The sequence below is a fragment of the Chitinophaga jiangningensis genome, assembly GCF_900142605.1.
Taxonomy (GTDB): Bacteria; Bacteroidota; Bacteroidia; order Chitinophagales; family Chitinophagaceae; genus Chitinophaga; species Chitinophaga jiangningensis.
The window spans coordinates 116,168-131,285 of record NZ_FRBL01000010.1; the positions used below are offsets into that span (position 1 = coordinate 116,168).

A 15,118-nucleotide genomic window follows, 5' to 3' on the forward strand; every position below is an offset into this window, starting at 1 on the left:
ATACATTTGTTAGCAGTAACATCTAAGTGTTATAATAAATAAAGACATGACGGTATACTCAAAAAAGAAGTCCCAGGATAACATGGATATTATCTCTATAGCGATTGTAGAGGACAACCATGATATACGCACGGCTATGGAATTGCTGATTAATGGTTCTGACGGATATGCCTGTGTTGGCACTTTCAATAATGCAGAAACCGCAGTGGAACAGATCCCTCACTTACTTCCAAATGTGGTACTGATGGATTTCAATCTGCCGGGAGGCATGAATGGTATTGAATGTATTGCGCGTCTGAAGGCAGAGTATCAGGACATGCAGTTTATGATGCTCACGGTTTATGAGGATGATGACAAAATTTTCAATGCGTTGGAAGCGGGTGCCAGTGGTTATATCCTGAAGAAGACCTCTCCGGGAGAATTGCTGGAGGCGATCCGTGATTTGCACGAAGGTGGAAGTCCGATGAGCTCACAGATTGCCAGGAGGGTGGTGGCATTTTTCCAGAAGCAGGCCAAACCGAATCCTGCACTGGAAGCGTTGACGACTCGTGAAAAAGAAATTCTGGATCAGTTATCAAAGGGTTTCCTTTACAAGGAAATCGCCAGTAATTTATTTATCAGTATAGAAACGGTGCGCCGCCACGTGCACAACATTTACGAAAAATTACATGTGCGCAGCAGAACTGATGCTGTAAACAAATATTATAACCGATAAGTTATAGCAAGCATTTAGAAAAGAGGCTGTCTCAATCACTGGAACAGCCTCTTTTTATTGTGGTAACCTCAGCTTCTCACCTGTTTGCGAACGAGATGAGCCGTTAAAACGATTGTAGCGATCAACAGACATGCGAGTCTGAACAATAAACCAGTTTTCATAGGAATAGGGATTATCAATGATGTAATCTGCTATTGCCCTGCTGGAAGTCCTGAGCCGAATTATTGTGTTAGCGCCGGATTTGCTATTTAATCTGAAAATATATTATATTGAAAATTAACGCATCATCTGCCAGGAGTCGAATTTCCGGATCAGACGAAGGAATTTGTTACCGACGTTGTTTTCCTGTTCCCTGCGAATATAGCGCGTGGCGATGACAGCGGCGGCAATAAGTAATAATGAGATGATCAGGCATAGTGTTTTCATAAGGACATAGGTTAGGATTTCAAAAAATAGGTGTCTTTTGTAAATATAGTAAATAAGTTAATATAATTCCAAGATGCATGTATTTTTTTATTTATCTATCTTATACTTGGGTTGATTCGCTGAAACCATTATTTTTGCCCATAATCCGGTTTTGCTAAAAGATTTAGTATAGCAGGTGCCGGCAACTGTTAAAAAACATCATAAGTATATAGGAAACTTTAATATAATTATGGCTAATACGGAGAAAACGGATAAAAAGGATCTATTTGCTTCCTATACGGAAGACTCCATCAGGTCGTTGGACTGGCGGGAGCATATCCGGCTCAGGCCAGGTATGTACATTGGTAAGTTAGGGGATGGCTCCAGCGCAGATGATGGTATATACATACTGCTCAAGGAGGTAACGGATAACTGTATCGATGAGCATACCATGGGTTTTGGTAAGCAGGTAGATATTAAGGTAACGGAGCATATGGTAACGGTGCGTGACTATGGCCGCGGCATTCCATTGGGAAAAGTAGTGGATGTAGTAAGCAAGATCAACACCGGTGCTAAATATGATAGCAAAGCCTTTCAGAAATCAGTGGGATTGAACGGTGTGGGTACGAAAGCGGTGAATGCGCTCTCCAGTTACTTCCGGGTACAATCCGTACGTGATGGAAGAATGAAAGTGGCGGAATTCGAACGCGGGGTACTGACCAAAGAGCATAAAGAAACTGCTACCAACGAGGAAAACGGTACGTTGGTGACCTTTTCCCCGGACGATACTGTATTTAAGAACTTCCGTTATATCCCTGAATTCCTGGAGAACCAGATCTGGAACTATTGCTTCCTGAATGCTGGATTAACCATCAACTTTAACGGCAAAAAATACCTGTCTAAAAACGGCCTGCTGGATCTGCTGCAACGCAAAACCAACGACGAGGAACTGCGCTATCCAATTATTCACCTGAGAGGGGAGGATATAGAGGTGGCCATTACGCACGAAAACCAGTATGGTGAAGAGTATTATTCATTCGTGAATGGTCAGCATACCACACAGGGCGGTACACATCTGGGTGCTTTCCGTGAGGCATTTGTAAAAACAGTACGTGATTTTTATAAGAAAGATTACGATGCTACCGATATCAGGGCTTCTATTTGTGCGGCTATCTCCGTGCGTGTGCAGGAGCCGGTATTTGAATCACAAACCAAAACCAAGCTGGGCTCCCTGACCGTTTATGAAGGCGGACCATCCATGAAAGCGTTTGTGCTGGACTTCCTGTCCAAACACCTGGACGACTATCTGCACCGCAACCCGGCAGTAGCCGACGCGATGAAGAAACGTATCGAACAGAGTGAGCGCGAACGTAAGGAGCTGGCAGGTGTAAAAAAGCTGGCCAACGAGCGGGCGAAAAAAGCGAACCTCCATAACCGGAAGCTGCGTGATTGCCGCATTCACATGAATGAGGAATACACCGGTAAGGAAAAAGCAGAGAACGAAGCCCGCAAACTCGATACCACCATCTTTATCACGGAGGGTGACTCCGCGAGTGGTTCCATCACTAAATCCCGCAACGTGGAAACACAGGCGGTGTTTAGCTTACGTGGTAAACCGCTGAACAGCTTTGGTCTTACCAAAAAGATTGTGTACGAAAATGAGGAGTTTAACCTCCTGCAACATGCACTCAATATTGAAGACGGACTGGAAGGCTTACGCTATAATAATATTGTGGTAGCCACCGATGCCGACGTGGACGGTATGCACATCCGTTTGCTGATTCTGACTTTCTTCCTGCAATTTTTCCCTGACCTGGTGAAAAACGGGCACGTGTATATCCTGGAAACGCCGCTGTTCCGCGTGCGTAACAAACAGGAAACCATCTACTGCTACAGCGAGGAAGAGAAACAGAAAGCAGTGAAGAAACTGGGCGGTAAACCGGAGATTACCCGATTTAAAGGATTGGGTGAAATTTCACCGGATGAATTTGGCCGCTTCATCGGAGAAGATATGCGTATCGATCCGATCATTCTGTCCAAAGATATCCATATCCAGAAACTGCTGGAATACTATATGGGTAAGAATACACAGGCACGCCAGGAGTTTATCATCAACAACCTGCGCCATGAAAAGGATGTTATTGAAGAGGTACAAGAGTCTGTTAAGTAATATCGCAACTGTATGAGCTTAAAGCATATTGTTTTTGGCGAGCCTGCAGTAGCTGTACTGAAGGAAGCCATCGGGATGGACGAGAAAATGGAAGGGGAAGTACTTTCCTTCGAAGATGACTTGTCCGTAGGCCCGCTGTTCATACTGGACACCAAAGAAGGCCAGGCCGGCCGCCAGCAATGGTGGCAGCAGATGCAGGGGGTTACGCCCGCTCCCGCGCCCGTAACGCCGGATATGTTCGAAGAAACGGAAAATCAGGAACCTGCACCGGAGCCGGAATTGGAACACTCTGCTGACGAGGAACGTTTTCTGGCGCTGAAAGCCATGCTGAAAGAAGATCCTGAACTGGAAATCTGGATATGGGCAGGGCAAAATGCGAGAGATGTAGCCGGTTATTACTGGCTGGTGAGTAAGTTGTATGACTATGCAGGTCGTATACATATCATCTATCTCAACAATCTTCCTTTCCTGAATGAAAAGGGGGCGGTATTTTATCCCACCCACCTGCACCAGATTCTCCCTAAAGAATTCCTGAAAGCGAAGAAACTGGCCAGGCCGATATCGCTGGCAGAGTATGAGCTGGATGGGGATGAATGGCATCGCATGATGAATGAGAATGCTGGCCTGCGACTACTGGAAGGAGGTAAGAAACTGAAAGGAGAACCTGCCACTTTCTATGATAAAGACCTGCTGCAACAAACAGGGAAGGACTTTATCAAAGCATGGCGTGTAGCCGGTCAGGTTACCGGAAAACTGAAATACCCGGTAATGGATCAGTTCCTTACCTGGCGATTGAAAGAGCTGGTAAAAGAAGGTAAACTGGAAAGCAGGGGAGAACTGAAAACGCTTCGTGATTTTGAAGTAAAACAGCCGGGTGGTGAGCCAGCAGCTGCTGAAACAGCGCCAGAAAGCTGATAACCAAATTATAAAGACACAACGATTATGATCACGGTAACGCCTATATCCCTGCATGGGGAGGATGAAAGAGGTAGTAACTATTTGTGGAATTGCCAGCGTACAGGTGACTTTATGTTGTGCTATCGAAATGCAGGCAGCAGTGGAGGACAGCATTATCATGAAGGTCATAGTGCAAATAAAAATCCGGAGATATTATTGTTGTTTTCAGGAAAGGCTGAATTACACTGGTGTCCCCTGGACGGAAATGAAATTATTGTCACCGAAATCAGTGCACCTGTAAGGGTGGAAATACCAGCAATGATATGGCATCAGATGATAGCCATTACGGATTGCTGTTATATCGAGCTCAACTCTGTGGATGATGTACGGAAAGACAGCGTACGCATCTGGAGAGAAGATTTTGAAAAAATGATAAACGTAAAATCGTAAGTGTTTATACATGGACATGGAAAATCAAACATCAGACGAATCTCTGCATAATGTCACGCATGTAGGCGGCATGTATGAGAGCTGGTTTCTGGATTATGCTTCTTACGTAATCCTGGAACGTGCGGTTCCCAGCATAGAAGACGGGTTAAAGCCCGTTCAGCGCCGTATCCTGCATGCCATGAAAGAAATGGATGACGGTCGCTTCAACAAAGTTGCTAACGTGATCGGGCAAACGATGCAGTATCACCCGCATGGTGATGCCTCTATCAGCGATGCCATTGTGAATCTCGGTCAGAAAGACCTGCTCATCGAAACCCAGGGTAACTGGGGTGACGTAAGAACAGGCGACGATGCAGCGGCAGCCAGGTATATCGAGGCCCGCCTCTCTAAATTTGCACTGGAAGTTGCCTTCAACGCTAAAACAACCACCTGGCAGCTGAGTTACGATGGTCGCAAAAACGAACCACTGGCACTGCCCATGAAGTTCCCGTTGCTGCTCGCGCAAGGTGCCGAAGGTATCGCCGTAGGTCTCTCCACAAAAATATTACCGCACAACTTCTGTGAACTCATAGACGCCGCCATCAAATCCCTGAAAGGAAAGAAATTCGAATTGTATCCGGATTTCGCTACCGGTGGTATGGTGGATGTGGCCAACTATAATGATGGTAAACGTGGTGGTAAAGTAAGGGTACGCGCACATATTGAGGAGCGCGACAAGAAAACGCTGGTGATCAAGGACGTACCATATGGTATTACTACCACCCAGCTGATGGAATCCATCGTAAAAGCAAACGACAGCGGCAAGATCAAAATCCGTAAAGTAGTGGATAACACCGCTGCGAACGTGGAAATTGAGGTGCACCTGGCACCCGGCATCTCCCCGGATATCACTATCGATGCCCTGTACGCATTTACCGATTGCGAAATTTCCATCTCCCCGAATGCCTGCGTAATTGTATCCGACAAACCACAGTTCATATCTGCGTCCGACTTACTGAAGTCGTCCGTTGATTATACCAAAGACCTGCTCCGCCAGGAACTGGAAATCAAACTAAGCGAACTCGAAGATAAATGGCATTATACCTCTCTCGAAAAAATCTTCTTCGAAAAGGGAATCTATAAGGAACTTGAACAGAAGCATAAGGACTGGGAAGCGGTGCTGACAGCTATCGACAAGGCTTTTGCTCCGTACAAGAAAAACCTGAAACGTGCCATTCTCCGTGAAGATATTGTGAAACTCACGGAAAAGCCTGTACGTAGAATTTACCGCCTCGATATCAATGAGCTCAACGAACAGATCAAAGGCATTGAAGGAGATATCAAACAGGTAAAACACGACCTCGCTAACCTCACTGATTTCACGATCGCCTACTACGAAAACCTGCTGAAGAAGTATGGTAAAGGCAGGGAACGTAACACCGAAATTAAAACCTTCGACACCATCCAGGTGCAGCAGGTGGCTATTGCCAACACCAAACTGTACGTAAACCGCGCAGATGGCTTCATTGGTACTTCCCTGAAGAAAGATGAATTTGTAGCCGATTGTTCCGACCTTGATAATATCATTGTTTTCCGTCGCGACGGTAAAATGCTGGTAACCAAAGTAGCGGACAAAACCTTTGTAGGTAAGGACATTATACATGTGGACGTATTCCGCAAAAATGATGAGCGTACTACCTACAACATGATTTATGTAGAAGGAAAAACCGGCGTAAGCTATGCAAAACGCTTTAACGTAACGGGTGTTACCAGGGATAAAGAGTACGACCTCGCGCACAAGGGAGAGAAAAACTCTAAAGTGCACTACTTCAGCGCTAACCCTAATGGAGAAGCAGAAGTGGTAACCATCAAGCTGAGTCCGAACTGCTCCGCCAGGAACAAGGAGTTCGACCTGTTCTTCGAAACCATTGCTATTAAAGGACGTATTTCGATGGGTAACCAGGTAACGAAATATCCTATCCGTAGTGTGAAGTTCAAGGAGAAAGGTGTATCTACCCTGGCAGGCCAGAAGATCTGGTTTGATCCGGAAACAGGCCGACTCAATACGGAAGAAAGAGGGGTGTACATCGGTAGCTTTGAAGGGGAAGATAAAATTTTCGCGGCCTTTAAAAATGGTACTTACGAGCTCACCAACTACGACCTCACCAACCGTTATGAGTCCAACGATATCGTATACATCGAAAAATTCAATCCTGATAAGGTGGTCACTGCCATCTACTTTGATGCCGACAAGAAGCAGTTTAACGTAAAACGTTTCCGTGTAGAAACGCAGACGCTGAATAACAAGTTTCTGTTTATCAAAGAGGGCAACGGCAACTACCTGGAAATGGTTACTACCCATACACAACCGGTAGTACTACTGAAAACGGGTAAGAAACGCAATCCGGAAGAAGAAGAGATCAACCTGGCTGAGTTTATTGAAGTGACCGGCTGGAAGGCAGTAGGTACGCGCATTGCAGGCGATGACCTGATTAGTGCGGAGTTATTGTCTGAGGATGAAGATCCGAGCCCAGAAGAGGATGCTGGTACCCAGGGTGAGTTATTTTAAAGCGTTTATTTATAGCCGGCCTTTGGCCGGCTGTAAATAAAAAAACCGTCGCCGAAAGCGACGGTTTTTTTATTTATGATTTTTGCCTGATTGCTCATTTATATAATCTTCCGCACTCTTCGGATTGGTCATACTCTTCTTCTTCACATCCAGTGGCTGGGGCACCGGGGCGCCTTTACCCAGTGGTATGGCATCGTTAAAGATTTTTTCGACGTGCAGCCACTTGCCGGCGGTCCATTTAAAACCTTCATAATCCATATCGGATACGAGGGTATGCTTTTTTTCCGGCTCATTACTTTCGGAGATGAGGTGATCGAAGATAATCATGTCCGCATCCTTATTGTAATTGAGGCTGATGCTGCTTTCCTTTTTATACTCCATGATAAAACGGTTGCGGGTGGGCTTTTTCACGCTGTCGGCGCTGAAGCTGAAGAACGGTCCGCCAAATACCGGCTGGCCGTTTTTGAAGGTGAGCATTTCAGCTATTTTCTTCTGGCTACGTGGATTGTTAGCGTCCCAGCCGAAGAGAGTATAGTATTCCTGGTTAAAATAGTGGCGATGTTCGATGTTGTAGTAGAGGCAACCGTACCAGTATTTATTATCCGTAATGGTATCGGTATTGGCCATGTAATCGCTGGCATCAAACAGGGGAAAGAGTTTCAGAGAGCCGTCCGGGGTATTCATCTGTATGGCGCCGAAATGCCGGTAGAAGCCATTTTCATGTTCCAGGGCCCAGGTAAAAATGCGGAAGGTACTGTCTTTCGGATATTGAATAGAAACCGTTTTGAGTGAATCGAACGGGAATTTGAAAGAGTACTTGTTTTTCAGCGCTTTCACGAGGGTGGGTATGAAGGCATCGCATGCCTGCTGGCGGCCATCGTCGCCGCGGCCGGCGAAAATATCCTTGCTGAGTTGCTGCAGCGTGTCCTGGTATTTGACCAGGCTGGCTTTGGAAGCGGCATCAGGTTGCTGTGCGTGGGCAGCAATGCCGGCGCAAAGGAGCAATATGGATATTAATATTTTTTTTACCATATCTATAATACGGTTGTACCGTCGAATTATTGTATTGTGGCAGCATAATCCATCAAACTGGCGTAACGCTCATCGATCAGCGGATGAGGCAGCGTAATTTCCGGATGGGTGCTGGTAATGAAAATGGTTTTCATGCCCAGGTTGCGTCCAAATTGCATGTCGCTCAGCGTGTTACCTACCATTACTGCCTGTTGAAAGTCGATTTCCGGGAAGTCGCTTTTTGCCTGCATGGCCATACCGTTTTGTGGTTTGCGGCAAGGGGAGCTGTTGTCGACATCCGGGCAGTAGTAGATTTTATCAATACGGCCGTGGTGAGCGGTAATTTCCTGCAACATGCGGGCGTGGATGGCATCCAGGCCTTCGTTGGTGAGGAGGCCGCGACCGATGCAGCGTTGATTGGTAACGATCACGATGCGGTCAAACTTATTGTTGAAGATAGGAAGGGCCTGTAGTACGCCATTGCTGAAGCGGAACATATCCCAGCTGAGCACATATCCATCTTTTATTTCGTCGTTGATAACGCCATCTCTGTCCAGGAACAATGTCATTGCATACTAACGTTAAAGGTTATACGGTAAGTAGTTGGAGGCGGCTTCGTAGTCTTCCGGAATACCGATATCAATAAAATAGGTATTGCTTACAAAGCCGTACAGTTGGCCATTGGCGGCCATTGGCTCCAGTACTTCTTTTTCAAAGGAGAATTTTTCAGGGAGATGTAAACCTTTGAGGTACGATGCCGCTGTAAGGTATATCCCACCATTGATCAGCCCTGATTCCATGAATTGTTTTTCCCGGAATGCGGTGATGCCGCTGTTGTTATTGAGAGTAACGGTGCCATAACGGTCGAAGCGCTGCATAGGCTTGAGTGCGAGCGACAACTGACTGCCGTGTTGCTGGTGAAAGGCGTTGAAGCCGGCCAGGTCTACATCAAAATAGGTATCTCCGTTTACGATGAATACAGCGTCGTTCTCTACCTTGCTGAGGGCATACACGATACCGCCGCCGGTGCCCAGGGGTTCCGGTTCTACGGTAAAGGATACACGCAGTGGCAGCTCGTTTTGCTCACACCATTCGATCACCTGTTCGGATTTGTATCCAAGAGAAAGGATGGCATGGGTAATGCCTTGTTTATGGAGATAGTGGAGCAGGTAGTACAGGAAGGGCTGTGATCCGATGGGGGCCATACATTTTGGCTTGTCGGCTACTACGCTGCGCAGGCGGGTGCCAAGGCCGCCTGCCAGCACGATACATTCAGTAGTCATCATCCCGGAAAAAGATTGTTTTCAACGATTTCGCAGATGATATGGCCTACGGTGATATGTGCTTCCTGGATGCGTGGTGTATCGGTGGAAGGCATGTTGAGCAGGTAATCGCTGCCAGCGGCCATTTTACCACCGGTTTGTCCGGTCATGCTAACTACGATCATTCCCTGTTCTTTAGCCACTTTCATGGCTTCAAGGATGTTAGCGGAGTTGCCGGAGGTGGATATGCCGATGAGCACATCGCCCGGGCGACCGATACCGCGCAGGATGCGCGCGTATACCTGGTCGTAGCCATAGTCGTTACCTACGGCAGTCATATAAGAGCTGTTGCAGTGGAGCGCCTCTGCATACAGTGGTGTACGGTCTTTATAGAAGCGGCCGGAAAATTCGGCGGCCAGGTGTTGTGCATCGGCGGCGCTGCCACCGTTGCCGCAGAAGAGGATCTTATGATCATCTTTGAGGCTGTTGGTGATAGTGGTTGCTACGTCGCTGATCTTTTGCAGCAGGGTTTCGTCCCGGAGGATGGCTTCCTTTACGGCAATGCTTGCCTGCAGTCTGTTCGCTATTGCTTCCTTCATCAGATAAAGTTAAGTTAGATACTCCAGGTTTGAACCCCGTTGTTGGTAAAATGATAACGTTTTACATCGCCGCCGAATTTGTTGAGCGCGTCAACAACGGCAAAGCGGGTATTTTTAGGGCAATAGAAGATCATGAATCCGCCACCGCCTGCACCGGAGATTTTGCCTCCGCTGGCGCCGGCTTTTCGGGCAGCTTCATAGATTTCATCGAGTTGTGAGTTGGAGATGCCTTTAGCCATTTTCTTTTTCTGTTCGAAGCCATAGTCGAGGATTTCACCGATTTTATCGATGGTACCGCGGAGCAGAGCTTCTTTCATCATCACCGCCTGTTCTTTCAGGTGGTGCATGGCAGCGATGGAATCATCGTTTTTATCCGTCACATTTTTTTGTTGTTCGGAGATGATGCTGGACGACAACCGGCTGGTAGAGGTGTAGAACAATACCAGGTTGTTTTCCAGTTCATGGAGGTATACGTCTTTGATGCGGAGTGGGTTTACGATCACTTTATCGCCGGCGTAGAATTCCATGAAGTTGACGCCGCCAAAGGTGGCTGCATACTGGTCTTGTTTACCCCCGGCCTGTTGGAGGTCTTCCCGTTCGATAGAGTAGGCGAGGTGAGCCAGGTCGTACTCTCCGAGGGGCAGTTTAAGCCATTCGGCGAAGGCGCCTACTACGCCTACCACGAGGGTGGAGGAGGTGCCGAGGCCGGAGCCCGGAGGGGCATCCACGTAGGTGGTGAGGCGGAAACCCGATGGGAATGCGCCATAATCTTTAAAAATACGGTTTACCACGCCTTTAAGGATATCTAATTTCCCGTCTAACGGCAATGGGTATACGGCGTCATAGGAGAGGCTTTCTCTTCTGTCGGCCGATTCAAAGATGACTTTATTTTCTGTCAGTGGCTCTATGGAGGCACGGGCATATAAAGAGATGGTGGCATTGAGGATAGCGCCGCCGTATAAGTCGGAATAAGGACTTACATCGGTGCCGCCACCGGCGAGGCCTATACGTAGAGGAGCTTTACTTCTGTAAATCACGCCTTTGTGCTGGTTTAGATGTTTGTTGTTTAGGAAATGTTATCCGCTAATTTATGAATTTCTGTGGCGAGGCGGTGCCAGGAGTACTTTAATTTTTCCTGTTGGAGTGCAGCCACCATGTCGGCTTCGCGGTTTTCCGTGAAATATTTTTCTATGGCGGCGGCGATGCTGGCGGGCTCAGGTTCAGCCTGGAAGCCCACAACGCCATTGGGCACCATTTCGGTGAGTCCGCCTACGTTGGTGACAACCATTGGTTTATCGAAGTGGTAGGCGATCTGTGAAATACCGCTTTGGGTGGCGCTTTTATATGGCTGCACTACCAGGTCGGCGGCGCAGAAATAATTTTTTACTGCCTCGTTGGGGATGAAGTCGGTGTGCATCAGTACCCGGTCGCCGAGGTGCAGCTCCTGCAGCAGTTGCTGGTAGGGCGTGGCGTCTTCATAGAATTCACCGGCTACGATGGCATGTACATCCAGTTGCTTCATGCGTTCATCGGCCATGGCCTTTAGCAGCAGATCCAGCCCTTTATAGGCGCGGATAAAGCCGAAGAAGAGAATATACTTTTTGCCTGGTTGCAGTCCCAGGTTGGCTCTGGCGGCTTCTTTGGAGATATGCTCCCCGTAGTTGTCGTAGATCGGGTGTGGGATCAGTGATGCAGGTTTGTTGGGTTCAAACACGCGGAGGTCGTTGAGTACGGATTGACTCATGGCGATAAATGCATCCACGGGTTTGAGGAAATATTTGGTGAAGGGTACATCTCCGGGTCTTTTTTCGTGTGGTACCACGTTATCGAGGATGGAGATGACTTTGGTATTTTTATTTTTTCCCAGTCGCAGTAATGTGCCGAAGGCAGGGCCCATGATGGGTAACCAGAATTTGATGAGGATCAGATCTGGTTTCATTTTGCGGATGGTGCGGCCTATTTTGATCCAGTTCAGCGGGTTCACTGAGTTAACGAGCCTTTTGATCCGCAGGTGTGCGGGGGCTGGATCGGTGGAATACTGGCTTTTACCGGGGAACAGGAATTCCGGGTATTGTACGGTAAAGGTGAAGATTTCCACGTCATGGTTTTCGTGTTGGAGTTCTTCTGCCAGTCGTTCATTATAAGCAGCCAGCCCACCCCGGAAGGGGTAGGCTGTGCCGATGATCAATATTTTCTTTTTTTGAGCCATCATAAGTAGTTGTCGCTGTATCCCGCGTTGCGGGGCAGTGGCATTATTGAGCGTTGTCCAATCTTGCTTCCACCAGGTAGGTATTTCTTTCGGAGGCGTTTCTGGTAACCAGTTCGCCGATGAACCCGGTGAGGAAGAGTTGGGAACCTATAATCATTGCCAGCAGGGCCAGGAAGAAGATAGGTCTGTCAGTCATATTGTATTTATCATAGAAAATTTTGGCAAGGCTCAGGTATCCAGCGATGATGAAACCGAGGAGGAAGAAGAGCGTGCCGAGGGCACCAAAGAAGTGCATCGGGCGTTTGCCGAATTTTCCGATAAACATAATGGTGGCAAGGTCGAGGAAGCCGTTGATAAAGCGTTCCAGGCCGAACTTGCTGGTACCGTATTTACGTGCGCGGTGTTCCACTACTTTTTCGCCGATGTTACGGAATCCGTTCCATTTGGCTATCACTGGGATGTAGCGGTGCATTTCGCCATAAACTTCTATTGATTTCACCACTTTCCTGCGGTATGATTTAAGGCCGCAGTTCATGTCGTGCAGCTTAACGCCGCTCATACGGGTGGTGGTGTAGTTGTATAATTTGGAAGGAAGGTTTTTGGTAAACGCGTTATCGTAGCGTTTTTTCTTCCATCCGCTTACGAGGTCATACCCATCTTCGACGATCATGCGGTATAGTTCCGGGATTTCGTCCGGGCTATCCTGCAGGTCTGCGTCCATGGTGATGACTACATCGCCCTTGGCGGCGGCAAAGCCTTCGTTGAGGGCGGCAGATTTACCGTAGTTCCTTTGGAATTTGATGCCTTTGATACCTGGGTTTTCAGCGCCGAGTTGTTGGATTACCTGCCAGGAGCTGTCGGTGCTGCCATCATCGATCATCCACACTTCGTAGGTGAACTTATTTTCGCGCATAACGCGATCGATCCAGGCGGCGAGCTCCGGAAGTGATTCTTCTTCGTTTTTTAAAGGAACGATTACGGATATGTTTAAACTCATCTATTGTTGTCTCCTTATGTAACTATTGTTTTGCTTTCGGTGATACGGCGGCACCGATCAGGGAAGCGATTAAACCGAAGATCATACTGCCAACCAGGATGCCGCCGATGAGGAATGCGTAGTACATTCTTTTGGTCAGGTCCAGGGCTGTTTCAATCTGATCAGGGGTAGCTTTTCCGCCTTCTTCCATTTGTTTGCGGGCTGCTTCCAGGGATATTTCCTTAATATCCGGGAAGATGAGCACCATAACAACGGCCAGCAGCACACCGATCACGGTTATTACCGCAGTGGTTCTGAAACCGTTGGCAAAAATATTGCCGAAGGTGGAACCTGGATTTTTCTTTGCATAGTCCAGGCAGGCAAGTATAACTGCCACTACTAATACACCTGTAGTCAGAAAGGAAGTCCATTTCTCGGTATTCAATTTTGCAAAATAGAATCCAAGATTCATTACAAACTGAATGATTGCGGCGGTAAGACCGTAAGCAATATGGTTTTTGTTTGACATAGTAACAAATTTATGAGATGTAGGAATAAAAGACTTAGTGTTTAGCGACTTGCCCGTTGTTAACAACTGCTACAGGTTTTCCTTTCAGGGCAGCACCAATATACGCCGAATTTTTGGACTTGGAGGCAATATCGGCTTCTGTAAAAGTCCAGTGTTGATCCGGGTTGAAAACGGTCAATTCCGCTGTGGCGCCCACGGCTATGGCTGGCTGTTTGATCCCGAAGATTTTCCGCGGGTTGTCCGACAGCATGGCGAGCAACTGTTCCAGTGGTAGTTCCGGCAGGTATTTGCGGAGTACGCCGAAAGTACTTTCCAGGCCTATCATTCCATTTTTTGCATATTCAAACTCGAGTATTTTGGCATCCCAGTCCTGTGGCAGGTGGTGGGTGGCAAAACAGTCGATAATTCCGTCTTTCACAGCCTGCTGCAGGGCTTTCACGTCGTCGGCGCTGCGCAGGGGAGGATTTACTTTCAGGCTGGTGTCGTAATTGATCAGCGCTGCATCCGTGAGGGAGAGGTGGTATGGCGTTACAGAGCAGGTCACTTTAATGCCCTGAGCTTTTGCGGCCGCGATCAGTTCTACCGACTTACGGGTGGTGATGCCGGTGATATGGAGCCGGGAGTCCGTGTATTTGGCCAGCTCTATGTCGCGCTGAATAATCAGCTCCTCTGCCAGTGCGGGTTTGCCCGGCATACCCAGTTGGGTGCTGTAGATACCTTCGTTCATGAGGCCATGGGCAGAGATGCTCTGATCGTCTGGCAGCTGGATGAAGGTACCATCAAATGCTTTGATATATTGGAGGGCTTTGAGCAGGAGACCGGGTGATTGCACAGGTTTCCAGCCATCGGAGAAGGCTATGGCGCCTGCCTGTCGCATTTCGTACATTTCTGCGAGGCCGGTACCTTCCAGGTTTTTGGTGGCAGCACCGATAGGCAAAACATTTACTACGTGCTGCCGGGACCTGCTGAGCACATATTCGATTTGCGCTTTGGTATGGAGTGCCGGCTGGGTGTTAGGTACTACCATTACGCTGGTATAACCACCTTTGGCGGCCGCCTGGATACCAGAGCTGAGGTCTTCCTTATATTCCTGGCCCGGGTCGCAGAAATGAGAGAAGATATCCATCCATCCGGTGGAAACATGGAGGTTTTCGCCGGAGATGACGGTGGCATGTTCATCTTCCAGGTGATCTGCGATCTGCTGGATAACCCCGTTATGAATGGAAATGTCTTTTTGCTGCCCGTTGAAAGGAGAGGAAGGCGCTGAAATCTTTACGTTTTTGAGTAATATGTGCATCTGTACGTTCTGTTCTTATATGTCGAAACCGATCCAAAAATACAGCCGCA

General features: G+C 47.8%; 15 protein-coding genes. 5 read left to right on the top strand and 10 right to left on the bottom strand.

The window, feature by feature from the left end:
- Positions 1–46 precede the first annotated feature (46 nt).
- Positions 47–715, top strand: coding sequence for a response regulator (locus tag BUB18_RS24625; protein WP_083550725.1), 669 nt, complete (start codon positions 47–49; stop codon positions 713–715).
- A gap of 276 nt (positions 716–991) precedes the next feature.
- On the opposite strand, the gene BUB18_RS29745 is transcribed toward BUB18_RS24625, so the two are convergent.
- Positions 992–1,141: a hypothetical protein gene (locus BUB18_RS29745; protein ID WP_178372202.1), complete on the bottom strand. Its 150-nt coding sequence runs from the start codon at positions 1,139–1,141 to the stop codon at positions 992–994.
- 229 nt (positions 1,142–1,370) lie between these two features.
- On the opposite strand from BUB18_RS29745, the gene BUB18_RS24630 reads away from it, so the two are divergent.
- Genes BUB18_RS24630 through BUB18_RS24645 form a run of 4 tightly spaced genes read left to right on the top strand, consistent with a single transcriptional unit; the run spans position 1,371 to position 7,185 of the window.
- On the top strand, positions 1,371–3,290 hold the full coding sequence (locus tag BUB18_RS24630) for a DNA topoisomerase IV subunit B (RefSeq protein ID WP_073086230.1): 1,920 nt from the start codon (positions 1,371–1,373) through the stop codon (positions 3,288–3,290).
- Positions 3,291–3,302: 12 nt separating this feature from the next.
- Positions 3,303–4,205: a DUF1835 domain-containing protein gene (locus BUB18_RS24635; protein WP_073086232.1), complete on the top strand. Its 903-nt coding sequence runs from the start codon at positions 3,303–3,305 to the stop codon at positions 4,203–4,205.
- A gap of 27 nt (positions 4,206–4,232) precedes the next feature.
- Positions 4,233–4,637, top strand: coding sequence for a cupin domain-containing protein (locus tag BUB18_RS24640; RefSeq protein ID WP_073086234.1), 405 nt, complete (start codon positions 4,233–4,235; stop codon positions 4,635–4,637).
- Between the two features lie 16 nt (positions 4,638–4,653).
- Positions 4,654–7,185 carry a DNA gyrase/topoisomerase IV subunit A gene (locus BUB18_RS24645; protein ID WP_143160093.1) on the top strand — a complete coding sequence of 844 codons (2,532 nt, stop codon included), beginning with the start codon at positions 4,654–4,656 and terminating at the stop codon, positions 7,183–7,185.
- Between the two features lie 69 nt (positions 7,186–7,254).
- On the opposite strand, the gene BUB18_RS24650 is transcribed toward BUB18_RS24645, so the two are convergent.
- The 9 genes from BUB18_RS24650 to BUB18_RS24690 are packed head-to-tail and all read right to left on the bottom strand — an operon-like array spanning position 7,255 to position 15,068.
- A complete protein-coding gene (locus BUB18_RS24650) occupies positions 7,255–8,217 on the bottom strand; it encodes a hypothetical protein (protein ID WP_073086238.1) in 963 nt (320 codons plus the stop codon).
- 26 nt (positions 8,218–8,243) lie between these two features.
- Positions 8,244–8,765 (bottom strand): D-glycero-alpha-D-manno-heptose-1,7-bisphosphate 7-phosphatase, encoded by a 522-nt coding sequence (locus tag BUB18_RS24655; RefSeq protein WP_073086239.1) that lies wholly within the window; start codon positions 8,763–8,765, stop codon positions 8,244–8,246.
- A 12-nt stretch (positions 8,766–8,777) separates the two neighbouring features.
- Positions 8,778–9,482 carry a nucleotidyltransferase family protein gene (locus BUB18_RS24660; RefSeq protein WP_245805732.1) on the bottom strand — a complete coding sequence of 235 codons (705 nt, stop codon included), beginning with the start codon at positions 9,480–9,482 and terminating at the stop codon, positions 8,778–8,780.
- A complete protein-coding gene (locus BUB18_RS24665; protein ID WP_073086243.1) occupies positions 9,479–10,057 on the bottom strand; it encodes a D-sedoheptulose-7-phosphate isomerase in 579 nt (192 codons plus the stop codon). Before BUB18_RS24665 ends, BUB18_RS24660 begins: the two co-directional genes overlap by 4 nt.
- A gap of 14 nt (positions 10,058–10,071) precedes the next feature.
- On the bottom strand, positions 10,072–11,094 hold the full coding sequence (locus tag BUB18_RS24670; protein ID WP_073086245.1) for a GHMP family kinase ATP-binding protein: 1,023 nt from the start codon (positions 11,092–11,094) through the stop codon (positions 10,072–10,074).
- 29 nt (positions 11,095–11,123) lie between these two features.
- Positions 11,124–12,269: a glycosyltransferase gene (locus BUB18_RS24675; protein ID WP_073086247.1), complete on the bottom strand. Its 1,146-nt coding sequence runs from the start codon at positions 12,267–12,269 to the stop codon at positions 11,124–11,126.
- 40 nt (positions 12,270–12,309) lie between these two features.
- Positions 12,310–13,263: a glycosyltransferase family 2 protein gene (locus tag BUB18_RS24680; RefSeq protein WP_073086249.1), complete on the bottom strand. Its 954-nt coding sequence runs from the start codon at positions 13,261–13,263 to the stop codon at positions 12,310–12,312.
- 22 nt (positions 13,264–13,285) lie between these two features.
- Positions 13,286–13,771, bottom strand: a complete 486-nt coding sequence (locus BUB18_RS24685; protein WP_073086251.1) for a DUF4199 domain-containing protein — start codon at positions 13,769–13,771, stop codon at positions 13,286–13,288.
- A gap of 34 nt (positions 13,772–13,805) precedes the next feature.
- A complete protein-coding gene (locus tag BUB18_RS24690) occupies positions 13,806–15,068 on the bottom strand; it encodes a dihydroorotase (RefSeq protein WP_073086253.1) in 1,263 nt (420 codons plus the stop codon).
- Between the last annotated feature and the right edge of the window lie 50 nt (positions 15,069–15,118).